Below are 21,195 nucleotides of genomic sequence, written 5' to 3'. Positions count from 1 at the left end.
CTCAGTGGACGTGCACGGGCTCCCACTCGGGGAAGGGGTCCGCTGCCACCGGTTCGTCGGTGAGGCAGGCCTCGAGCGCGGCCAGCAGCGGGTCGCCGGCGAGCCCGACGCCGATGAAGACCAGCTCCTGCTGCGGCGCTTCGGCCACGCCCTGTGGTTCGAACCGCGCCACCGCGCCCGCCTGCGACCACAGGCCGAGCACGCCCGGTCGCGACGCGAGCGTGAAGAACCCCTTGGAGCGCAGCACGGTGCCGAACTCGCCCGAGTCGAGGCGGGTCGTGACGAAATCCCACAGCGCCACCGGGTCGAACGCCCGCCCGGCGCGGAACACGACGCTGGAGATCCCGTACTCCTCGGTCTCCGGCACGTGGTCGCCGTTGAGCTCCGCGACCCAGCCCGGAGCCTGCTGCGCGCGCAGCGGGTCGTGGCGGCCGGTGCCGAACACGCGCCCGAGCGGCACCCGCCCGAACTCCGCGGTCACGACGTCGGCGCCCGGGTTGAGCCGGCGCAGCGCCGCCGCGAGCCGGCCGGCCTCGGCGGGGGAGACGAGGTCGGTCTTGTTGAGCAGCAGCACATCCGCGAACTCGACCTGGTCCACGAGCAGGTCGCTGACCGTGCGCTCGTCGCCCTCGTACTGGTCCAGGCGGCGTTCGGCCAGCGAGTCGCCGCCGGCCAGCTCGCGGCCGAAGTTCACGGCGTCGACGACGGTCACCATCGTGTCCAGCCGCGCGCCGGACAGCGCCGGCGTGCCGTCGTCGCCGGGGAAGGAGAACGTGGCGGCGACCGGCATCGGCTCGGAGATGCCGCTCGACTCGATGAGCACGTGGTCGAACCGCCCGTCGGCGGTCAAGCGCGCGACCTCGTCGAGCAGGTCCTCGCGCAGGGTGCAGCAGATGCAGCCGTTGGTCAGCTCGACCAGGCGCTCCTCGGTGCGGGAAACGCTGTCGCGCACGAGCGCGGCGTCGATGTTGACCTCGCTCATGTCGTTCACGATCACCGCCACCCGCAGGCCTTCGCGGTTGGCGAGGATGTGGTTGAGCAGCGTAGTCTTGCCCGCGCCGAGGAACCCCGACAGGACGGTGACGGGCACGCTCACCGGTCGAGCCGCTGGAAGTGCTTGATCAGGCGGCGCGGCACGAGCTTGCGCTCGCCGTCGACCGTGATCGGCACCAGGTCGGGCACCGCCGCCTTCCACTGCGCCCGGCGCGCGCGGGTGTTGCTGCGGGACTTCTTCCGCTTCGGCACGGCCATCAGCGCGCACCGCCCTTCTCGCGACGGCCGTAGCGGCGGTGGAACTTCTCGACCTGGCCCGCGGAGTCGACGATCCGCTGGTTGCCCGTCCAGAACGGGTGCGACCACGAGCTGATGTCCACGACCACGAGCGGGTAGGTGTTGCCGTCGCTCCACTCGATCGTCCGGTCGGACGTGACGGTGGAGCGGGTGAGGAACGCGTCGCCCGTGGCCGAGTCGCGGAACACCACGGGGTGGTAGTCGGGGTGGATGCCGGGTTTCACTGCGGGTCTTCCTTCCGGTTCGCGGCGTTGACGTGCCGCTCTTCGTCTTCTTCGTCGGTCTCGGTCGTCTCGCACGGGTCCTCGTGCCACTCGCCGAACGGGTCGGGGTAGCTGCGCCAGGCAGCTTCTCCCTCGGCCAGCTCGGCGTCGGTGAGCAGCGCGGCGTGCAGTGCGTCCTCGATTTCCCGGGGTGGCACCAGGTCCGTGACCACCACGAGCTCCTGCGCGCGGTCGCCGTGCACCGGGTGCCAGCGCAGCGACGCGAGCGTGCGGCGCTCGGCGGAGACGTCGGCCCAGTCGGGGCCGTCGGGCGAGGCGAGCCACGGGCCGGCGTGCCCGATCGCGAGGCCGCCGCCGGCCGACTCGAGCCAGAACGCGATGTCGGGCTGGCTCGCGACCCACGCGCGGCCGCGGGTGCGGATCACGCCGCCCAGCAGCGTGTCGATCGCCTCGTGGAGGCGCTCGGGGTGGAACGGCCGCTGCGAGGTGAACGTGAGGACCTCGATCCCGCAGTCGGCGTGCAGCGGCGGCTGGCCCCGCAGGAGCGCGCCGTGCAGGTCGACCACCTCGCCGCGCCGCGAGTCCGCGGGCACGGCGGCGAACAGCAGCCCGGCGTTCGCGCCCTTCAGGACGACGCGGGGGACCGAGGGTGCGACGCGGTCGAGCACGGCGGCGGTCTTCGCGGCGCACCACGCGTCGGGCACCTCGCCCGCCAGCACCAGCACGTCGGCGAACTCCACCTGCGCGAGCGCGACCTGCGCGACGCTCCGCTCGTCCTCGGGGGAGCCGAGCAGGCCGCGTTCCAGGAGCAGCTCGTCGCCGGACGCGTCGGCGAGCCAGGTGGCGCGGTCGACGGTGGTGAACACGGCCTCGATCTCGACGTCGTCGCTCACGGGCCGGTCGCCAACCAGCACGTTGGCGATCGCCCAGCTCACCGGCTCCGGCTCCATCGCCTCGTCGAGGCGCAGCACGATCCGGTCCACCTCCGGCCGCCGGGCGAGGCTGCGAAGCAGTGGCAGGAGGTCTTCGCGCAGCGTGCAGTTCACGCAGCCGTGGGCGAGCTCCAGCGCGGTGAGCTGGTCTCGGGGGCCGAGGCGGATCCGCCTGCGGACGATGCCGCTGCCGATCTGCCGCAGGTCGTGGTGGACCACGGCGACGCCGGGGCCGGCGCGGCGCAGCAGTTCGGCGAGCTCGTCGTTGCCTTCGGCGGCGAGCCCGCTGACGAGCACGAGCGGGACACGCGGGTGTGGGGTCACTGAAGCTCCAGTCGACGGGACGGGGTACGGTGGCCAGCGTAATTGAAAACGAATATCACTATCAACTCGGGAGGGTCCGTGTCAGCCGTGTGCCAGGTCACCGGCCGCAAGCCGGGCTACGGCAAGCAGGTCTCGCACTCGCACCGCCGCACCTCACGGCGCTGGGAGCCGAACCTGCAGACCCGCCGTTACTTCGTGCCGAGCCTCGGCCGGACGGTGCGGCTCAAGGTGTCGGCGAAGGGCATGAAGACGATCGACAAGCGCGGGATCGACGCGGTTGTCGCGGAGCTGGCCGCGAAGGGGGTGAAGCTCTAGATGGCGAAGAGCACCGACGTCCGGCCGATCATCAAGCTGCGGTCCACCGCGGGCACCGGCTACACGTACGTGACGAAGAAGAACCGGCGCAACGACCCCGACCGGATGGTCCTGCGCAAGTACGACCCCGTGGCGCGCAAGCACGTCGAGTTCAAGGAAGAGCGCTGATGGCGAAGAAGTCGAAGATCGCGAAGAACGAGCAGCGGAAGGTGATCGCCGCCCGCTACGTCGAGAAGCGGCGGGCGCTCAAGGCCGTGATCGCCTCGCCGCACTCGTCGGCGCGGGACAAGGCCGACGCCGTGGTGGCGCTGCAGCGGATGCCGCGCGACGCGAGCGCCACGCGCATCCGCAACCGCGACACCGCCGACGGCCGCCCGCGCGGCTACCTGCGCAAGTTCGGCCTCTCGCGCGTGCGCATGCGGCAGATGGCGCACAACGGCGAGCTGCCCGGCGTCTCGAAGTCGAGCTGGTGAGCCGGATGCCGAAGCACGAACGCGCGCCCCGCAAGCGGGCGAACCCGTTGCACACCCGGGGGATCACCGAAGTCGACTGGAAGGACGTCGACCTGCTGCGGATCTTCATCTCCGACCGCGGCAAGATCCGCGCCCGCCGCGTGACGGGGCTGACGCCGAAGCAGCAGAAGCAGGTGGCCTCGGCCATCAAGAACGCGCGGGAGATGGCGCTGCTGCCGTACCCCAACTCGGCGCGCGGCTGACGAACCGGCGTCCCGGGAGCCGGCGTGCCAGACTCGGCGCATGGCTTCCGGGACGCCGTCGGACGAGGAGCTCGACCTGTGGGCCCGCGTGTTCACCATGGCGCGCGAGGGCGACACGGAACGCCTCGTCGCGTACGTCGACGCCGGCATCCCCGCGAACCTCGCCAACGACCGCGGCGACACCCTGGTGATGCTCGCCTCGTACCACGGGCACGTCGACACGGTGGCCGCGCTGCTGGCGCGCGGCGCGGATCCGAACCGGGTCAACGACCGGGGCCAGAGCCCGCTCGCCGGCGCCGTGTTCAAGGATGAGCCCGACGTCGTGAAGGCGCTGGTGGCGGGTGGTGCCGATCCGCACGCGGGCACGCCGTCGGCGGTCGAGGCGGCGGCGATGTTCGGCAACACCGGGCTGCTGGCCCTGCTGCAGCGCTGAGCGAGCGCGGCAGGCAGACTTTCCGGCTATGGACGACCCGCACTACCTCTCCGGACTCCAGCTCGCCGGCCGCCGCGTCGTGATGGTCGGGGGCGGCTCGGTCGCCCAGCGCCGCCTCCCGAGGCTCATCCGCGCGGGCGCGCGGGTGGAGCTGGTCTCGCCGCACACCACCCCGTCGGTGAGTGCCATGGCCGACGCGGGCGAGCTGGTCTGGCACGAGCGCCGCTACGCCGAGGGCGACCTCGCCGACGCCTGGTACGCGCTCGCCTGCACCGACGACCCCGAGGTCAACGCCGCCGTGTGCGCCGAGGCCGAACGCGAGCGCGTGTTCTGCGTGCGTGCCGACGAGGGGGAGTCCGGCAGCGCCGTGACCCCGGCTTCGGGCCGCCACGGCGGGCTGCTGTTCGGTGTCCTGTCCGGCGGTGAGCCGCTGCGTTCGGCCGCCGTGCGCGACAGCATCCTCGACGCCCTGCATGCCGGCACCGTCATCGACGGCCGCGCGCCACGGGACACCGACACCGAGCTGCCGGGCGTCGCCCTGGTCGGGGGCGGCCCGGGTGACCCGGACCTGATCACCGTCCGCGGGCGCCGGCTGCTCTCGCGCGCCGACGTGGTGGTCGTCGACCGCCTCGCCCCGCGTGAGCTGCTCGACGAGCTCGCGCCGGAGGTCGAGGTCGTCGACGCCGCGAAGATCCCGTACGGCCGCGCCGCGAGCCAGGACGTGATCAACAGCACGCTGATCGAGAAGGCCAAGGAGGGCAAGTTCGTCGTCCGGCTCAAGGGCGGCGACCCCTACCTGTTCGGCCGCGGGTTCGAGGAGGTCCTGGCCTGCGCCGTAGCGGGCGTGCCGGTCACCATGGTCCCGGGCATCACGAGTGCGTTCGCGGTCCCCGCCGTCGCCGACGTGCCGGTGACCCACCGCGGGGTCGCCCACGAGGTCGTGGTCGTCTCGGGTCACGTCGCCCCCGGCGACCCGCGCTCGCTGGTCGACTGGTCGCTGCTGGCCGGCCTGCGCGGCACGATCGTGCTGATGATGGGCGTCGAACGCCTGCCCCAGTTCGCCTCGGCGCTGCTCGACGGCGGCCGTCCCGCCGACACGCCGGTCGCCATCGTCGAGGACGGCACCATGCGGACGCAGCGCACGCTGCGCTCCACGCTGGGGCAGGTGGCCGGAGAAGCGGCCGCCGCGGGCGTGCGGCCGCCGGCGGTGATCGTCTTCGGCCCGGTGGCCGGACTGGCGAAGTGACGCGTCAGCTTTCGTAGCAGCGCTCGGCGAAGTCGGTGATCGCCGAGGTCAGGCGCTTCGGGTCGGAGCGCAGCTCGACCGGGCTGCGCGCCTGCACGAACTCGGCGCGCGGCATGTCCGCGGCCAGGGTGTCGGCGTCGCCGAAGGGGTGGATCGGGTCACCTTCGTGGCCGATCACCAGCGCGGGCGTGGTGATGGCCCGGCGAACCGACTTCGGCGGCGCGATCCGGCCGAACAGCACGCCGTGCAGGAGCGCGGCCATCGGCGCGGGCTGCTGGGTCAGGGTGTCGGTGACGACGTCGACCCACTGGCTGCCGTGGGGCACGAGGTTGGCCGCCAGGGCGACGCCGCGCACGGTCACGGGCAGGAAGCGCGCGGCGAACAGCAGCGGGGCGAACGTGAGCAGCCCGGCGACGATCGCGTTGTCCAGCACCGGCATTTCCACGACCAGCCCGCGGGCGCGGGCCGGCTGCGCGACCGCCACCTCGAGCGCGACGTTCGCGCCGAGCGACGTCCCGCCCAGCACGGCGTCGTCCAGGCCGAGGTGGTCGAGCAGTGCCACGGCCTGCTCGCCGAACGCCGGCATCGAGTAGCGCCACGACTCGGTCGGCCGGTCGGATTCGCCGTGGCCCAGCAGGTCGAGGGTGATCACGCGGAAGCCCGAGCGCGCGAGCCGGCGGGCCAGGGGCGCGTGCATGCGGCGGGTGAACATGATGCCGTGCATCAGCACCACGACGCGCTCGCCCGAGCCGTACTCGGTGTAGGCGAGGCGCTGGCCGTCGCAGGTGAACGAGCCGGACAGCTCGATCGGGCGCGAGCGGCGCGCCGGCGGGGGATCCGCCGGCAGGTCGTCGACGGCAAGAACGGGGGCCGGGCTCATGCGCCACCTTCCTCTCGTGGTCGAGGGCCGCTTCGATCTCTCGTGTCCATCCCAGGAAAGCATCCCGCGACCGAATTGGCACAGCGTCAACCGGATGGTTCAAGATGACAGGCATGACCGCACCTGCCGACTCCCTGCCCGATCTCGCCTCGCTGAAGGTCGACCTCGACGGCCCCGTCGCCGAAGTCACCCTGCTCGGCCCGGCGAAGGGCAACGCCATGGGCCCCGACTTCTGGCGTGAGCTGCCGTTGGTCTTCGCCGCCCTCGACGCCGACCCGCGCGTGCGCGCGATCGTGCTCACCGGCAGCGGCGCGCACTTCTCCTACGGCCTCGACCTGCCCGCGATGATGGGCGGCTGGGCCCCGATGCTGGCCGGCGACGCGCTGGCCGGCCCGCGCACCGACTTCCACCGCGAAGTCCGCCGCCTGCAGGAGTCCGTGAGCTCGATCGCCGAGTGCCGCAAGCCCGTGATCGCCGCCGTGTCCGGCTGGTGCATCGGCGGCGGCGTGGACGTGATCAGCGCGGCCGACGTGCGCCTCGCCAGCGCCGACGCGAAATTCAGCGTGCGCGAGGTGAAGGTCGCGATCGTCGCCGACCTCGGCAGCCTGCAGCGGCTCGCCACGATCGTCGGCGAGGGCCACGTGCGGGAGCTCGCCCTGACCGGCAGGGACGTCGACGCCGCCCGCGCCGAGAAGATCGGCCTGGTCAACGACGTCTATCCCGACCAGGAGACCCTGCTGGCCGAAGCGCGCAAGCTCGCCGCCGACATCGCCGCGAACCCGCCGCTGGTCGTGCAGGGGACCAAGCAGGTGCTCGCCGCCAACACCGAGCGCCAGGTCGCCGAGGGCCTGCGCTACGTCGCGGCCTGGAACTCCGCGTTCCTCCCGAGCAAGGACCTCGCCGAGGCCGTGCAGGCGTTCATGGAGCGCCGCGCGCCCGAGTTCAAGGGCGAGTAGAACAGGCACGTACGCGAGCACGAGGGAGCACGACGTGAGCAATGGCGCTTCGGGGAACCAGCGGGCCGGCGAGGCCCACCAGGTCTTTCGGGAGGCGCGGGACTACCTCCAGTCCCACCGCGAGGACTACGACACCGCCGTCCGGGAGTTCGCGTGGCCGCGGCCCGCGGAGTTCAACTGGGCGCTCGACTGGTTCGACGTGGTGGCCCGCGACCCGGCGAACGCGCAGCGGTACGCGCTGTGGATCGTCGAGGAGGACGGCACCGAGAACCGCTGGACCTACCCGGAGATGTCCGCCCGCTCCGACCAGGTCGCCACGTGGCTGCGCCGCCTCGGAGTCTCGCGCGGCGACCGGCTGATCCTCATGCTGGGCAACCAGGGCGAGCTGTGGGAGACGATCCTCGCCGCGATCAAGCTCGGCGCCGTGATCATCCCGGCCTCGACGCTGCTCGGGCCGGCCGACCTCGCCGACCGCGTCGAGCGCGGCAAGGCCAAGCACGTGGTCGTGCGCTCGGCCGACGCCCCGAAGTTCGCCGACGTGGCGGGCGGCTACACGCGCATCGCCGTCGGCGAGCCGGTGGAAGGCTGGCACGCCTACGCCACCGCATACGCCGAGCCGGCCGGTTTCACCCCGGACGGCGTGACGGCCGCGGCCGACCCGCTGCTGCTGTACTTCACCTCGGGCACCACGGCGAAGCCGAAGCTCGTGCAGCACACGCACGTGTCCTACCCGGTCGGGCATCTGTCCACAATGTACTGGATCGGCCTCGAGCCGGGCGACGTGCACCTGAACATCTCCTCGCCCGGCTGGGCGAAACACGCGTGGAGCAACGTGTTCGCGCCGTGGAACGCCGAGGCGACGGTGTTCCTCTACAACTACACGCGTTTCGACGCCACGGCGCTCATGGCGCAGATGGACCGCTGCGGGGTCACGAGCTTCTGCGCGCCGCCCACCGTGTGGCGCATGCTCATCCAGGCCGACCTGACAGCGTTGAAAACCCCGCCGCAGAAGGTGGTCGGCGCGGGCGAGCCGCTCAACCCCGAGGTGATCGAACAGGTCGAGAAGGCCTGGGGCGTCACCATCCGCGACGGGTTCGGCCAGACCGAGAGCAGTGTGCAGATCGCCAACACCCCCGGCCAGGCCGTGGTTCCCGGCTCGATGGGCCGGCCGCTGCCGGGCTTCGTGGTGGCGCTGGTCGACCCGGTCACGGGCGAGCGCGCCGGTGAGGGCGAGATCTGCCTCGACCTCGCGCACCGGCCCGTCGGCCTGATGGTCGGCTACGCGGACGACGACGAGCGCACGTCGGAAGCGTTCCGCGACGGCTACTACCACACGGGTGACGTCGGTTCGATCGACGAACGCGGCTACATCACCTACGTCGGGCGCACCGACGACGTGTTCAAGGCGTCGGACTACCGGATCTCACCGTTCGAGCTGGAGAGCGTGCTGCTGGAGCACGAAGCGGTGGCGGAGGCCGCCGTGGTGCCCGCCCCGGATCCGATCCGGCTCGCGGTGCCCAAGGCCTACGTCGTGCTGGCCGCGGGCCACGAGCCCACCGCGGACACCGCCCGCGCGATCCTGGCGTACGCGCGGGAGCACCTCGCGCCGTACAAGCGGATCCGGCGCCTGGAGTTCGCCGAGCTGCCGAAGACGATCTCCGGCAAGATCCGCCGCGTCGAGCTGCGCGGGCGCGAGCACGAGAACACCCGGCCCGAGGGCGAGTACCGCGAGGACGACTTCCCGGACCTCAAGGCCTGAGGTCGCGCGGCCGTCGTCCCGTCCGCCTCACTCCGACGGGACGACGGCCGCGAACACCGTCTGCTCGCCTTTGCTGCACGTGGTGCCGCCCTGCGCCGCCGGCGGGCCGGAGGTGCACAGCCAGCCGGACACGGTGTCGTTCACGGCGTCGTTGGACCCGGTGCCCTGCCGGCCGGCGATCTTCGCGTGGAAGTCGCGCACGAGCGCCATGGCCTCGGCGCACGGCACCCCGCCGGCCCGGCTGTCGAACACGTACAAGGTCAGCCCGCTCGCGGCCGTGACGGTGCCGCAGGACCCCGGAACGGCGGGCGTGCTGCTCGGGGCCTTCGCACGCGTGCTCGACGGCGCCTGCGTCGTTTCAGGCGGCGGGGGAGGGACCGAGTGCGCCGACGAGGTCGTCGGCGGCGCCGTGGTCGCGGACGGTGGTGGCGGTACCGCCGCCCGGGGCTCGGGTTCGCCCGAACAGGCGGCGAGCGCCGGCAGCACGAGCCAGGCCGCGAGCAGCGGCCGCCACGCGGGCTTCGACGGGGGCACCGGGGTCCTTTCGCCAGGGGTCCTTCCGGGCATTCTGGCCCGCCTCCGGCGCCGTGACCCGCACCGACACCCGGCGCGGCGGGCGGAGGTTACCGGAACCGGGGCTTCCGCCTCGGCGGGCTCCCCCGGCGGGGAGTCTATTGTGGACGGTTAAGCTGGTGTTAACGCACTGATACAGCGCGAATTCCTTCCTCACCGATCGGACGAATCTTCGCGGCGGTCGTTAACGTCCGCCGCCTTCGGACCGAAATACGTGAGGAGCGCCCAGGGCGTTCCCGTCCCCGATCACCCGCCGACCCCGAGAGACAAGAGCACCGCACAGCATGACCACCGAAACGGCCACCGAGCCCGGCACCCCGTCCGCGTCCGACCTCACCGACCCGACCGCGCGGCCCGCCACGCCGCCCACGGCGCCCTGCAGCGTCGTGTGGTGCTGCGGCCGCCCGTACGTCCTCGAAGGCCGAGCCGGCCGCGCCCGCTGGGTCGGCAACGACGACCGCGGCCGCCCCGAGCGCCTCAGCAACGCCGAGCTGCAGCGCCGCGGCTGGAGCCACCGCCGCGCCGGCTGAGCGCCGCCGCTTTTCCCCTCACAGCCCCGCGGTCGGGTCGCGCGCCACGAACCCGCGACCCGACCGCGTGACCACCGGCGTCGGTGCCGGTCCGCACCTCTAGGCTGAGCCGGTGACCACGGTCCCCGAGCCCAAGACGGAGCCTTCCCTGCTGCGGCAGGCGTTCAACGTCCCCAATCTCCTGTCGCTGCTGCGGCTCGCGGGCGTGCCCGTGTTCCTCTGGCTGCTGCTCGGCCCGAAGGAGGACGGCTGGGCGCTCGCGCTGCTCGTCTTCTCGGCGCTGACCGACTGGCTCGACGGCAAGCTCGCCCGCTGGCTCGACCAGATGTCGCGGCTGGGCCAGCTGCTCGACCCCGCGGCCGACCGGCTCTACATCCTCGCGACGCTGGTCGCGTTCCTCATCCGCGACATCATCCCGTGGTGGGTCGTCGTGCCGCTCGTGCTGCGCGAGGCCGTGCTGGCGATCTGCGTGCTCGTGTTGCGCCGCGGCGGGTTCGCGCCGCCCGAGGTGACCTACATCGGCAAGGGCGCGACGTTCGTGCTCATGTACGCCTTCCCGTTCCTGCTGCTCACGCAGGGCGGCTCGACCGTGGCCGTGGTGGCCCGGCCGATCGCCTACGCCTTCATGGTCTGGGGCGGGGTGCTCTACGTCTGGTCCGGCGCGCTCTACGTCGTGCAGGCGGTGCGCGCGCTTCGCAGCCGGTGATGGAAGACTGCCCGCGACGAAGTCGGTTCGAGGAAGGGGAGGGGCGTTGACCACTCCAGAAGAGCTGCGTTACACCGAGGAACACGAGTGGGTGGCCACGCGTGAGGGTGCGCTGGTCCGCGTGGGCATCACGGAGTACGCCCAGGACCAGCTCGGCGACGTGGTGTTCGTCGACCTGCCCGAGGTCGGCAAGCACGTCGACGCGGGCGACGTCTTCGGCGAAGTGGAGTCCACCAAGAGCGTCTCGGAGCTGTTCGCACCGGTCGACGGCGAGATCGTCTCGGTGAACGCCGCGGTCTCCGATTCGCCCGAGTTGATCAACTCCGACCCGTACGGCGAGGGCTGGCTCGTGGAGATCCGCCTCGACGACCCCGCGGGGCTCGACGCCCTGCTCGAAGCCGAGGCGTACCAGGCGCTCATCACCGGCTGAGGCGGGTTCGGCCTGGCCCGGGGGTTCCGCCCGCCGAAGGGGGAGCCCCGGGGTCCCGAACCGATCAGGCACGGTACGTTGGCAGCTACACGTTCTTGGTCATAGGCAACATTGTGTGTAGAGGAGAGCTCAGGTGAGCACGAACGACGGGCCCGGCGTTCCCCCGGAGCAGTCTCCGGAGCGGACCTCTGTCTTCCGGGCCGACTTCCTGGCCGATGTCGAAGGCCAGGAGTCCGCACCGGCTGCCGAGGCACCGGTCCAGGGCGTCGACGCCCTGCCCCCGGGTTCCGCCCTCCTGGTCGTGAAGCGGGGCCCCAACGCGGGCTCGCGCTTCCTGCTGGACCGCGACACCACGAGCGCGGGCCGGCACCCCGACAGCGACATCTTCCTCGACGACGTCACCGTTTCCCGCCGGCACGCCGAGTTCCGGCGTGAGGGCGGGGAGTTCGTGGTGATCGACGTCGGCAGCCTGAACGGCACCTACGTCAACCGCGAGCCGGTCGACCAGGCCGTGCTGGCCGGCGGCGACGAGGTGCAGATCGGGAAGTTCCGCCTGGTCTTCCTGACGGGCCCGGGGCACGGGGGCCAGGGGGCACAGTGACGGCGGCCGGGCAGCCCGGTCGTTCGGAGGCCCGGCGCGACGGGTTGAGCATCGGGGCGGTCCTGGCGCAGCTGCGCGGCGACTTCCCCGATGTCACCATCTCCAAGATCCGGTTCCTCGAGGCGGAAGGCCTGGTCCGGCCGGGCCGCACGCCCTCGGGGTACCGGCAGTTCGCCCCGGCGGACGTGGAGCGGCTTCGCTTCGTGCTGTCCGCGCAGCGGGACCACTACCTCCCGCTCAAGGTCATCAAGGAACAGCTGGACGCGGCGGACTCCGGAGCGGAGCCCGCCGCGCCCGCGCCGCGGCTGCCGCGGAAGCTGGTGTCGCTCGACCCGGCCGACACCGGCGGGCTGCCCGACGCCGACGACTTCGAGACCGGTCCCGAGATCCGGCTGACGCAGGAGGAGCTGCTGGCGCGAGCCGGCATCACCGCCGCGACGCTCACCGAGCTGCAGCAGTACGGGCTCGTGCGGCCGGGTGCGGCGGGGTTCTTCGGTCCCGACGCGGTGCTGATCGCGCGCACGGTGAAGGCGATGACCGAATTCGGTATCGAGCCGAGACATCTGCGTGCCTTCCGCGCAGCGGCCGACCGCGAAGTCGGCCTGCTGGAGCAGATCGTGACCCCCGTGTATCGCCACCGTGACGCGGATGCGAAAGCGAGGGCCGACGAGGTGGTCCGGGAGCTGGCCGCGCTGTCCGTCACGCTCCACACGCTCCTCGTGAAAGCGGGGATCCGGGGAGTCACCGGTGGTTGAACCGGACGTAACGGGCCGAACACCGGTGTGCGTCACATGTCAATGACTGAATGTTCGGCACCGTATGCCGTACCGTGAGAGTCGGTTTGCGGTGCAGCGAACCGAGAATGTCCGCCACTAGCGAGCACAGCGCCCGGATGACGGGTAGCGTCGAACCCAACGGCGCGAGTACGTCGCAAGCGCTGCAGCCCGTGTGCACGAGAGGGAGGCGAAACCCGATGAGCGAGATGCGCGTCGTCGGTGTGCGGGTGGAGCTGCCCGCCAATCAGCCGATCTTGTTGCTGCGGGAAACCGAGGGCGAGCGCTACCTGCCGATCTGGATCGGCTCGGTCGAGGCCACCGCCATCGCCTTGGAGCAGCAGGGAGTACGACCCGCCCGGCCCCTGACCCACGACCTCCTCAAAGAGGTCATCGGGGCGCTCGGCCGCGAGCTGGAGCAGGTCGTGATCACGGACCTGAAGGAAGGCACCTTCTTCGCCGAGCTCGTCTTCGACGGCGACATCCGGGTGTCCGCGCGTCCCAGCGACTCGGTCGCCCTGGCGCTGCGGATCGGGGTCCCCATCCACGCCGTGGACGCGGTGCTGGAGGAGGCGGGCCTGATCATCCCGGACGAGCAGGAGGACGAGGTCGAGAAGTTCCGCGAGTTCCTCGACTCCGTGTCCCCCGAAGACTTCCGCGGCGCCGACACCTGAGCCGCCGGCGGCGGGAACGCGGCCGCACACCACGTTCCCGCCTTGTTTCCGGATTTCACTGCTTCGCAGCGGTCGCCCTCTCGAAGAGGTCGGCGATTTCCCGCCCGTAGCGGTCGAGGTCGGTCGACGGGTCGGCGGCGTAGGCCGCTGCCACCCCGTCGATGGCCTGCGCGATCGACATCGCCATCACCTCCGGCGCGAACGCGCCGAACACCCCCTCGTCCTGACCCTGCTTGAGCTGGCGCTGCACACCGCCCACCCGCATCTGGTCCACGAGCACCGAGGTCATCGACCAGCCGTCCGCGTCGTCTGCGTTGGCCGAGAGCTCCGCGAGCACCCGGACGCACTCCGGGTAGTCGCGCAGGAACGCCACCGACGTCTCGATGTGGGCCCGCAGGTTGCCCGGCCGGTCGCCGGGGTCGAGGGCCTTGCTGCGGTCCTGCAGGAACATCGCCTTCGTCTCCGACACCGTGCTCAGCACGGCCTGCATGAGCCCGGCCTTGTTCGCGAAGTGGTAGGAGATCATGCGGGTGCTGCTCAGCCCCGCGCGTTCCTTGATCTTGGCGAACGTGGTGCGCGCGTACCCGTGCTCGGCGATCGTCGCGATGGTCGCCGCGATGATCTGCGCCCGGGTCGTCGCCTCCGTGACGCTCAGCCCGAGCTCTGCTTGCGTGTCGAAGTTTACTCGCATGAGTAATAAGTTACTCGGCTGAGTAAAACGTGTCAAACCCGTACGGCGAACGGACCAAAGGCTCAAGACGAGCTTGAGGTGCGCCGCGCGTCGCGTTGACCGGCCCGCGGCGCGGCCTTACCGTCGAAGGCGGTAAATCGCCACGATGTGATTCTCCGACCGGAGCACGATCGTGGCGGTTCTCCCCGGCCGGTCCCGCTCCTGGGCTCGACCGGTGTCGTTCGCCGGCCGCCAGGTCGGGCGAAGGGAGGCTTGCGTGGTCGAGGCTGGTAGTCCGGAGAGGCCGCCCGTTCGTGCCGCCGATGGCGAGCAGGGTGAGCTGTTCCCCGACGCCTCCCTTCCGGACGAGCTCGTCGGCTATCGCGGCCCCGCCGCGTGCCAGATCGCGGGGATCACGTACCGCCAGCTCGACTACTGGGCCCGGACGAAGCTGGTCGCGCCGAGCATTCGCACCGCGCACGGTTCGGGCTCGCAGCGGCTGTACTCGTTCAAGGACATCCTCGTCCTGAAGGTCGTGAAGCGGCTGCTGGACACCGGGGTCTCGCTGCAGAACATCCGGGTCGCGGTGGAGCACCTGCGCGTGCGCGGCGTGCGCGACCTCGCGAAGGTCACCCTGTTCTCCGACGGCACCACGGTGTACGAGTGCACCTCGCCGGAGGAGATCGTGGATCTGCTCCAGGGCGGACAGGGTGTGTTCGGCATCGCCGTCAGCGGCGCGATGCAGGAGATCAGCGGCACGATCCACGAGTTCCCCGCCGAACGTGCCGACGGCGGCGTGATCGAATCGGTCGTCCCGGACGAACTCACCCAGCGCCGCAACTCCCGCCGCACCGGGTGATCACCGCCCGCGAGGGCGAGGTATCCTGACTGCGCGGTCGACGAACCCGCGCGGGAGAGACCGAGCCGGCATCCACGAGCTCGGCGCCGAAGGAGCAAGTCCTCCCCGGAACCTCTCAGGCACCCTGGACCGCGCGGACGAGACGCCTCTGGAAAGTGGGCCCGCTGGACACCACCAGCCGGTTCCGCCGACGGTGCAAACCCGCGTATCCACGCGGGTGAAACTCTCAGGCGCCCCACGGGGTACGGACAGAGTGGGGAGGACCTCGGACCCGATGCTCACCGGGCCGGGGCCGGGTGGTTCAGACCTCCGGATCACGATCTTTTCCGGCGGGCCGCGCAGCGGTCCCGGTCTCGTGCGGCCGCCGGTTTTCCCGCCGTGGATGCGCCTTTCCGGTGATCCGCGCCGACTCGGCCGTCCACTGTGGAGCCACGGCGGACCCGTCCGCTCACGGGTCCGCCGTGGCTCCGGCCCCACGACCTCAGCCCGGGATCTTGTCCAGGAACCCGTGCACCTTGGCGATCCGGCCGTCGGCCAGCTCGACGACGTCGAACCCGATGGCGAGCGGCTCGTCGGCGCCCGGCGCGGTGAGGTACCACTGGAACCGCGCCAGGTCGTGGTGGGCGTCGGGCGCCTTGGGCAGGCTGAACGTCAGCCCGGCGAACTGCGCCTGTGCGCCGCCGATGAACCCGTCGATGCCGTCGTGGCCGGTCACCGAGCCCAGGGGATCGGTCATGGACGCGTCGGGGGTGAAAACCTCGGCGACGAGGGCGCGGCGGCGCTCGGCGTCGGTCTCGTTCCAGATCGCGATGTACTGCTCGACAGTGCTCGTCACGTCGGACACGGGAAAGCTCCCTTTGCTTGGCGGACAACGGGTTCGCCGTCCTGGTGCCGCCAAGACTGCTGCGCCGGGCGCGGTTCGTCGATTACGCCGGAGGTAATCACCGCACCCGACGCATGCCGCCTCCGGCGATTACCCGCGAGGTAATGGCCTGAGCGCGAGCGGACCCGTAGCGTCGGGGGCGTGACGACTTCGGTGAAGGCCCCCGCACGGCGCGCGGTCGGCGAACTCCTGCGGGAGTGGCGCGACCGGCGCCGCATCAGCCAGCTCGACCTGGCGATCGCCGCGGACATCTCCACGCGGCACCTGAGCTTCGTCGAGACCGGCCGCTCCAAGCCGAGCCGCGAGATGGTGCTGCGCCTCGGTGAGCACCTCGAAGTGCCGCTGCGCGAACGCAACCGGCTGCTGCTGGCCGCCGGCTACGCCCCCGCGTACGGCGAGACCGAGCTGGGGGCGCCGGAGCTGACGGCCGTGCGCGACGCCGTCCGCCAGCTGCTGACCGGCCACGAGCCGTACCCCGCGGCCGTCGTCGATCGCGGCTGGAACCTCGTCGACGCCAACACGAGCCTCGGTGTGCTCGTCGAGGGTGTGGCACCGGAGCTGCTGACACCGCCCGTGAACGTCCTGCGCGCGACCCTGCACCCCGACGGCATGGCTCCGAACGTGCTGAACCTGGGGGAGTGGCGGGCCCACCTGCTGGGCCGCCTGCGCCGCCAGGTCGAGCAGACGGCCGACGCCGGGCTCGCCGAGCTGCTGGCCGAGCTGCGGGAGTACCCGTGCGACCAGCTGGTGCCCGAGGTCGAGGTGCCCGGACCGGGCGACATCTTCGTCCCGCTGCGCTACCTCCACCGGGGCACGGAGCTCACGTTCTTCAGCACGGTCGCGACGTTCGGCACGCCGCTCGACGTCACGCTCGCCGAGCTGGTCATCGAGTCCTTCTACCCGGCGAACCCGGAGACGGCCGCGTACCTGCGGGCCCGGGCGAGCACCTGAGCAGGACCGCTGGATCGTGCGGCGGGGTGCCGAGCCCCCGGGCCGGGGGAGTGGAAGGATCGGAGCGGTCACCCCAGGACACCGCAGTGAGGATCCGCCTTCATGGCCAACCCGCCCCTGCTCACCCTGAACAACTCCGTCACCATCCCGCAGCTCGGCTTCGGCGTGTACCAGGTCCGCGCCGCGCAGGCCGGGAAGGTGATCGGCGCCGCGATCGAAGCCGGCTACCGCAGCATCGACACCGCCGCGATGTACGGCAACGAGGCCGAGGTCGGTGAAGCCATCCGCGCTTCGGGCCTGCCGCGGGACGAGTTCTTCGTGACCACGAAGCTGTGGAACGACCAGCACGGGTACGACAACGCGTTGCGCGCCTTCGACCACAGCGCCGCCGCGCTCGGCCTGGAGCGGATCGACCTGTTCCTCATCCACTGGCCGCAGCCGCGCCGCGACCGGTACGTGGAGACCTGGCGGGCGCTGGAGCAGCTCTACCGCGACGGGCGGGTGCGCGCGATCGGCGTGTCGAACTTCGGCATCACCCACCTGAGCCGGCTGCTCGACGAGACCGACGTGGTCCCGGCCGTGAACCAGGTCGAGCTGCACCCCTGGCTGCAGCAGCTGCCGCTGCGTACGTTCCACGCCGAGCACGGCATCGCCACGGAGGCCTGGAGCCCGCTCGCGCGCGGCCGGCTGCTGGGCGAGCGCGTGATCACGGCGCTCGCGGCCAAGTACGGCAAGACGCCCGCCCAGCTCGTGCTGCGCTGGCACCTGCAGATGGGCACGATCGCCATCCCGAAGTCGGCGACGCCGGCGCGGATCCGGGAGAACTTCGCCGTGTTCGACTTCGAGCTCGCCGACGACGACCTCGCGGCGCTGGCGGAGCTCGACAACGGCACCCGCACGGGCGCCGACCCCGACACCTTCGGCTGAGCCGCGCCGCCCGGCGCGCGAAAACGGCCGGCCCCGGAAGTTCCCGGGACCGGCCGTTCCGGCGTTACGCCAAGCCGCGGGTCAGGACGCCCGGATGCCGGCGGCCGCGAAGTCGGCCAGCTGGGCGGGCTCCTTGAGGAACGCGCGGAAGCTCTGCGTGGCGCGCTGCTGGTTCTCGTCGGTGGCCGTGCCGCCGACGGACGCCGCCGCGAGGCCCACGAACGGGTAGTCGGCGGGCGGGCCCGAGCCGATCGGCATTGCCGGCGAGCCGATGAGCTCGGGCTTGGCGTTCGTCAGCTGCGTGACCCAGTACGACGACTCGGGGATCCAACCGTCGGGCAGGCCGCCGATGGTCGAGAGGTCGGTCTTGCCGGTCAGCGCGTCGAGCACCACCGAGGACGGCTTGGTCGTGACGTTGACCTGGAAGCAGGCGCCGTGCACCGGGGTCAGATCGGCGTCCCAGCGGCTCGCGGCGGCCTCGACCGGCTTCGCGACCTGCGGGGTCACGACGAGCCTGACGGTGGTCCGGTTCCCGCCGCAGCTGGCAGCCTGGGCTTCGGCGCGGTTGTTGAGCACGCTGTCGGCCCAGTTCCAGCCGAAGACGCCGAGCGCGACCAGGACGACGAGCCCGGCACAGGCGATGGGCCACTTGGCGATCCGGCGGCGCGGCGCCTTCGCGGCGACGATGCGGTGTGAGCCCGTCGTCTCGCTGCGGCCCTGCTGGCGCTTCGGCGGATCGAGAGGGTGCGGCACCGGCTCTTCGGCCAGTGTGTGTCGCCCCATCGTTGTCCTTTCGAGATGTGCGCACACGCGCTGCTATGCAATCAAACCGTTATCACTCTAACAGGTTAGCGACCCTGGGTGAATATTATGACTCAGAGTTGCACGGTCTGTACACAATTCACCGGATGCCGCCGAGCAGGTGACGGCAGCGCGCGAATCGGCAGAGCGCGAGCCGGCCGAGCCCGTGGCGGGAACGGGTCCGGCCCGCGACGAGGTGTAGAAAATACCCCGCCGCGGGCCGGACTTGATCAGCGGCTCACCGAACGCGCCTCACAGGAGGCACAACAGGGAACACGCCTTGGCCGAAGACCACGCCGAGTGCGACGGCGGGGTCCCGGCCGGGGCGTTGGCCGGGGTGTAGCTCACCTTGGCCTGGTTGGTGATCGGGAACAGGTTGAGCAGGGCGTGGGTGGCGCAGTACACCTGCTTCGACTGGCCGGGTTCCAGCGAGAACGCGTCCGCCGCCTGGCACGACGGCTCGACGCTGTCCACCACGTGCGTGCCGCTGATCCCCACCGGTCCGTGGTCGGTCACCGTGATCCGCCAGTACGCCGTGGCGTCGAGCAGGCCGAGGACGCCGACCGGCGCCTGTTTCGCCCAGGGTCCCGAGCCGCCCGGCCCGCACTTCGCCGCGCTCGCCGAGGTGCAGATCTCCTTCTCGACGCTCACCACGGGGGTGCAGGCCGCACCCGGTGCGACCGGGAGCGCCACCGTGTTGGAGGTGAACGTCCCGGCCGGGTCGGTGCCGGTCGCGGTGTCGGACACGCCGCTCACGCTGCAGTCGGTCGAGATCGCCGCGCGGAAGCACACCTGTGGCGCGTCACCGGTGAAGTCGACGACGAGCTGCGGCTGGTTGCCGCCGGTGAAGTCGGCGGAGCTCTTCAGCACGAGCGTGGTGGTCACCGTAAGCGAGGTGTGGGCGGTGGCCGACACCCCGCTCAGGTCGACCGAGCCGTCGGGGGCGAAGCCCGGGTTGGCCACGACCGCGCCGTCCTGGTCCAGGACGGTGACCCGCGAGGCGGTGAGGTCGACGTTCGCCGGCGTGATGCCGGTCAGCCGCGCCACGCCGTAGCCCTGCACGTGGCCGCTGCCGCCGTCGCAGTAGAACTCGCCCGGCTCGAGCGTCACCTGGGCACCGGAGCGCAGGCACGGAGACGCGCCGGTGGCCGGGTCCATCGAGAACAGCACGCCGGCGTCGCCGAGGCCGATCAGGCAGCCGGTGGGGGCGTCGAAGCTGTAGCCGTAGTCCCGGGTCGCGCCCACCGTCGGGTGCGTGACGGGTACGGGCAGCCCGGCACACGCCGTCGCGGTGGTCCAGTCGTGGCAGAACGTCGCGCCCGCGTACGGGCCGCCCCACACCGGGAGGTAGCTGCGCTGGTGACCGGCGGGGTCGATGACCACCTCGGGGTTGAACGCCAGCACGTTGGCCGGCAGGTTCGCCATCGTGGCCGGGGTGGCCAGTGGTGCGCCGGCGACGGTGAAGCACGTGGTGACGTCGGTGGTCCCGTTCGTCGTCGAGCAGACACCGGCCGTGGTGCCGTCGGTGCCGAACGCGGTGTAGGCGTTGTAGGTGTAGTTGCCGGCGGGTCCGGTCGGGCGGGGGCTCGCCCAGCCCGCGCACGCCGCGTTGGTGGCCGGGTCGAAGCAGCCCAGTTCCGGCTGCCCGAGGCCCGGGTAGGACGAGGACGCGAAGACCTTGCCGGCCACGACGTCCAAGGCTCCGTACATGAGATCCCCGGAACCGGGGCGGTCACCGCTCGGGCGCACGATCGGCGCGTACGGCTGGCCGGCGCACGCGGCGTGCGTGGAGAGCGACCAGCAGACGACGGCGCCGGTGGTGGCCACGCCGTAGAGGTTGCCGCCGGTTTCGACCAGCCCGGCGAGGCTGTTCACGGCCGACGGCGCCCCGCCGGTGGCCAGGAGCGGCCAGTACCCGCAGTTCGCCGCCGCGGCCAGGTCGAGGCAGCCCACGCCGATCGACGCGGCGGTCACGGCGGGGTAGTAGACCGTGGAGCTCTTGGCGGGGTCGCGCACGTACTGCGGGGTGAGCGTGGAGGCGATGTCCCCGGTGGCGCCGGTGCCGAGCGGTCCCGGTGTGGTGTTCAGCGGCTTGGGCCAGGTCCCGCCCGGGCAGCGCCCGCCGGTGCCGAGGTCGCTGCACACCAGCTTCGGCACGGTCGCGCCGAGGTGGTGGAAGACGTTCCAGGCCTGCAGGGCGCCGCTCGGGGTGCGCTGCAGGATCGGGGTGAACCCGTCGCCTCCGGTCGCGGTGGCGACCGCCTGCACGGGTGGGGTGAGCACCCCGGACATCGAGGTGGCGTCGGGGCCCGAGCGCGGGTCGACCGCCCGCACCGCGACGGTGCCCGAGGCGGGTTCGGTGGTGGTGAAGGTGCTGCCGTCGGTCGACCACGACGGGGTCCAGCCGGGTGGCACGTGCAGCGATCCGGCTTGGTAAGTCTGTCCGGCGCCGACGGGGTCGGTGATGGTGGCGGGCCCGGCGGTGGTGGCGCGGTCGTCGTAGGCGACGACCCAGGTCGGGGTGTCGCCGTGGCCGGCCGGGGACGACACCCCGTGGACGGATTTCGTCAAGGTCGACCCGGTGGTCGCCGGCGCCGGATCGGCCGACGCCGAGGAGGGGAACGCGGCGGCCACCAGGAACAGCGGCAGCACGGACAGCCCGAGGCGGCGCACGCGCGCGCGTCTTCGCATGAATGGTCCTCGATCCGTTCGGGAAAGATTTCCAGGAAAGGTTTTCCTGGTC

Annotated in this window: 27 protein-coding genes and 1 riboswitch; of the genes, 17 read left to right on the top strand and 10 right to left on the bottom strand. The window is 71.8% G+C overall.

All coding sequences use genetic code 11. From position 1 onward, the window contains the following. Position 1: 1 nt before the first annotated feature. From AB0878_RS04160 to AB0878_RS04145, 4 genes are read right to left on the bottom strand one after another with little or no spacing between them, the layout of a single operon-like run. Positions 2 to 1,096: a GTP-binding protein gene (locus AB0878_RS04160; RefSeq protein ID WP_366576312.1), complete on the bottom strand. Its 1,095-nt coding sequence runs from the start codon at positions 1,094 to 1,096 to the stop codon at positions 2 to 4. Continuing rightward, positions 1,093 to 1,251, bottom strand: a complete 159-nt coding sequence (gene rpmF, locus AB0878_RS04155; protein WP_220240910.1) for a 50S ribosomal protein L32 — start codon at positions 1,249 to 1,251, stop codon at positions 1,093 to 1,095. The genes AB0878_RS04160 and rpmF overlap by 4 nt, the downstream gene beginning before the upstream one ends. Beyond that, entirely contained in the window at positions 1,251 to 1,514 is a 264-nt protein-coding gene (locus tag AB0878_RS04150; protein WP_366576310.1) for a type B 50S ribosomal protein L31, read from the bottom strand. The genes rpmF and AB0878_RS04150 overlap by 1 nt, the downstream gene beginning before the upstream one ends. Then, positions 1,511 to 2,770 (bottom strand): GTP-binding protein, encoded by a 1,260-nt coding sequence (locus AB0878_RS04145; protein ID WP_366576308.1) that lies wholly within the window; start codon positions 2,768 to 2,770, stop codon positions 1,511 to 1,513. Before AB0878_RS04145 ends, AB0878_RS04150 begins: the two co-directional genes overlap by 4 nt. 78 nt (positions 2,771 to 2,848) lie before the next feature. On the opposite strand from AB0878_RS04145, the gene rpmB reads away from it, so the two are divergent. From rpmB to cobA, 6 genes are read left to right on the top strand one after another with little or no spacing between them, the layout of a single operon-like run. After that, entirely contained in the window at positions 2,849 to 3,085 is a 237-nt protein-coding gene (gene rpmB / locus AB0878_RS04140; RefSeq protein ID WP_360601704.1) for a 50S ribosomal protein L28, read from the top strand. Further along, entirely contained in the window at positions 3,086 to 3,253 is a 168-nt protein-coding gene (gene rpmG / locus AB0878_RS04135; RefSeq protein ID WP_003091682.1) for a 50S ribosomal protein L33, read from the top strand. Beyond that, positions 3,253 to 3,558, top strand: a complete 306-nt coding sequence (rpsN, locus tag AB0878_RS04130) for a 30S ribosomal protein S14 (RefSeq protein WP_366576305.1) — start codon at positions 3,253 to 3,255, stop codon at positions 3,556 to 3,558. The genes rpmG and rpsN overlap by 1 nt, the downstream gene beginning before the upstream one ends. A 5-nt stretch (positions 3,559 to 3,563) precedes the next feature. Then, positions 3,564 to 3,800, top strand: coding sequence for a 30S ribosomal protein S18 (gene rpsR / locus AB0878_RS04125; protein ID WP_364048880.1), 237 nt, complete (start codon positions 3,564 to 3,566; stop codon positions 3,798 to 3,800). 40 nt (positions 3,801 to 3,840) lie between these two features. Next, a complete protein-coding gene (locus AB0878_RS04120) occupies positions 3,841 to 4,233 on the top strand; it encodes an ankyrin repeat domain-containing protein (RefSeq protein ID WP_366576302.1) in 393 nt (130 codons plus the stop codon). Positions 4,234 to 4,261: 28 nt separating this feature from the next. Continuing rightward, a complete protein-coding gene (gene cobA, locus AB0878_RS04115) occupies positions 4,262 to 5,479 on the top strand; it encodes a uroporphyrinogen-III C-methyltransferase (RefSeq protein WP_366576300.1) in 1,218 nt (405 codons plus the stop codon). 4 nt (positions 5,480 to 5,483) lie between these two features. Here cobA and AB0878_RS04110 read toward each other — a convergent pair whose 3' ends face one another. Next, positions 5,484 to 6,359, bottom strand: a complete 876-nt coding sequence (locus tag AB0878_RS04110) for an alpha/beta fold hydrolase (RefSeq protein ID WP_366576298.1) — start codon at positions 6,357 to 6,359, stop codon at positions 5,484 to 5,486. Between the two features lie 113 nt (positions 6,360 to 6,472). Between AB0878_RS04110 and AB0878_RS04105 the strand changes: the two genes are divergently transcribed. Then, positions 6,473 to 7,315: a crotonase/enoyl-CoA hydratase family protein gene (locus AB0878_RS04105; RefSeq protein WP_366576297.1), complete on the top strand. Its 843-nt coding sequence runs from the start codon at positions 6,473 to 6,475 to the stop codon at positions 7,313 to 7,315. A gap of 34 nt (positions 7,316 to 7,349) precedes the next feature. Continuing rightward, a complete protein-coding gene (locus AB0878_RS04100; protein ID WP_366576295.1) occupies positions 7,350 to 9,074 on the top strand; it encodes an AMP-binding protein in 1,725 nt (574 codons plus the stop codon). Positions 9,075 to 9,101: 27 nt separating this feature from the next. Here the strand turns inward: AB0878_RS04100 and AB0878_RS04095 are convergent, their stop codons facing one another. Beyond that, positions 9,102 to 9,608, bottom strand: coding sequence for a hypothetical protein (locus tag AB0878_RS04095; RefSeq protein WP_366576293.1), 507 nt, complete (start codon positions 9,606 to 9,608; stop codon positions 9,102 to 9,104). 323 nt (positions 9,609 to 9,931) lie between these two features. Here AB0878_RS04095 and AB0878_RS04090 point away from each other — a divergent pair, with 323 nt between their 5' ends. The 6 genes from AB0878_RS04090 to AB0878_RS04065 all read left to right on the top strand — a co-directional run bounded on the left by AB0878_RS04090 (position 9,932) and on the right by AB0878_RS04065 (position 13,361). Beyond that, positions 9,932 to 10,177 (top strand): hypothetical protein, encoded by a 246-nt coding sequence (locus AB0878_RS04090; protein ID WP_366576291.1) that lies wholly within the window; start codon positions 9,932 to 9,934, stop codon positions 10,175 to 10,177. 112 nt (positions 10,178 to 10,289) lie between these two features. Beyond that, positions 10,290 to 10,883 carry a CDP-alcohol phosphatidyltransferase family protein gene (locus AB0878_RS04085; RefSeq protein ID WP_220240885.1) on the top strand — a complete coding sequence of 198 codons (594 nt, stop codon included), beginning with the start codon at positions 10,290 to 10,292 and terminating at the stop codon, positions 10,881 to 10,883. Between the two features lie 46 nt (positions 10,884 to 10,929). Further along, positions 10,930 to 11,313, top strand: a complete 384-nt coding sequence (gene gcvH, locus AB0878_RS04080; RefSeq protein WP_366576289.1) for a glycine cleavage system protein GcvH — start codon at positions 10,930 to 10,932, stop codon at positions 11,311 to 11,313. Between the two features lie 133 nt (positions 11,314 to 11,446). Further along, positions 11,447 to 11,914 (top strand): glycogen accumulation regulator GarA, encoded by a 468-nt coding sequence (garA, locus tag AB0878_RS04075; protein ID WP_033287853.1) that lies wholly within the window; start codon positions 11,447 to 11,449, stop codon positions 11,912 to 11,914. Next, positions 11,911 to 12,669, top strand: coding sequence for a MerR family transcriptional regulator (locus AB0878_RS04070; protein WP_366576287.1), 759 nt, complete (start codon positions 11,911 to 11,913; stop codon positions 12,667 to 12,669). The genes garA and AB0878_RS04070 overlap by 4 nt, the downstream gene beginning before the upstream one ends. A 218-nt stretch (positions 12,670 to 12,887) precedes the next feature. Then, positions 12,888 to 13,361: a bifunctional nuclease family protein gene (locus AB0878_RS04065; RefSeq protein WP_009078856.1), complete on the top strand. Its 474-nt coding sequence runs from the start codon at positions 12,888 to 12,890 to the stop codon at positions 13,359 to 13,361. 55 nt (positions 13,362 to 13,416) lie between these two features. On the opposite strand, the gene AB0878_RS04060 is transcribed toward AB0878_RS04065, so the two are convergent. After that, positions 13,417 to 14,052 (bottom strand): TetR/AcrR family transcriptional regulator, encoded by a 636-nt coding sequence (locus AB0878_RS04060; RefSeq protein ID WP_366576284.1) that lies wholly within the window; start codon positions 14,050 to 14,052, stop codon positions 13,417 to 13,419. Between the two features lie 256 nt (positions 14,053 to 14,308). Here AB0878_RS04060 and AB0878_RS04055 point away from each other — a divergent pair, with 256 nt between their 5' ends. Beyond that, entirely contained in the window at positions 14,309 to 14,890 is a 582-nt protein-coding gene (locus AB0878_RS04055) for a MerR family transcriptional regulator (protein WP_220240879.1), read from the top strand. Between the two features lie 41 nt (positions 14,891 to 14,931). Then, a riboswitch (glycine riboswitch) is annotated at positions 14,932 to 15,032 on the top strand. Positions 15,033 to 15,371: 339 nt separating this feature from the next. Here AB0878_RS04055 and AB0878_RS04050 read toward each other — a convergent pair. Continuing rightward, entirely contained in the window at positions 15,372 to 15,734 is a 363-nt protein-coding gene (locus tag AB0878_RS04050) for a nuclear transport factor 2 family protein (RefSeq protein WP_366576282.1), read from the bottom strand. Positions 15,735 to 15,914: 180 nt separating this feature from the next. Between AB0878_RS04050 and AB0878_RS04045 the strand changes: the two genes are divergently transcribed. Next, positions 15,915 to 16,724 (top strand): helix-turn-helix transcriptional regulator, encoded by an 810-nt coding sequence (locus AB0878_RS04045; protein WP_366576280.1) that lies wholly within the window; start codon positions 15,915 to 15,917, stop codon positions 16,722 to 16,724. A 102-nt stretch (positions 16,725 to 16,826) separates the two neighbouring features. Continuing rightward, positions 16,827 to 17,651, top strand: a complete 825-nt coding sequence (locus tag AB0878_RS04040) for an aldo/keto reductase (protein ID WP_366576278.1) — start codon at positions 16,827 to 16,829, stop codon at positions 17,649 to 17,651. A gap of 81 nt (positions 17,652 to 17,732) precedes the next feature. Here the strand turns inward: AB0878_RS04040 and AB0878_RS04035 are convergent, their stop codons facing one another. Both AB0878_RS04035 and AB0878_RS04030 read right to left on the bottom strand, forming a co-directional pair. Next, positions 17,733 to 18,434: a hypothetical protein gene (locus tag AB0878_RS04035; RefSeq protein WP_366576276.1), complete on the bottom strand. Its 702-nt coding sequence runs from the start codon at positions 18,432 to 18,434 to the stop codon at positions 17,733 to 17,735. Positions 18,435 to 18,704: 270 nt separating this feature from the next. Next, positions 18,705 to 21,143 carry a hypothetical protein gene (locus AB0878_RS04030; RefSeq protein ID WP_366576274.1) on the bottom strand — a complete coding sequence of 813 codons (2,439 nt, stop codon included), beginning with the start codon at positions 21,141 to 21,143 and terminating at the stop codon, positions 18,705 to 18,707. Between the last annotated feature and the right edge of the window lie 52 nt (positions 21,144 to 21,195).

The sequence above is a fragment of the Amycolatopsis sp. NPDC047767 genome (assembly GCF_040704195.1).
Classification (GTDB): Bacteria; Actinomycetota; Actinomycetes; order Mycobacteriales; family Pseudonocardiaceae; genus Amycolatopsis.
The sequence above is the reverse complement of the archived record's forward strand: the minus strand, read 5'-3'. Positions and strand labels throughout refer to the sequence as shown.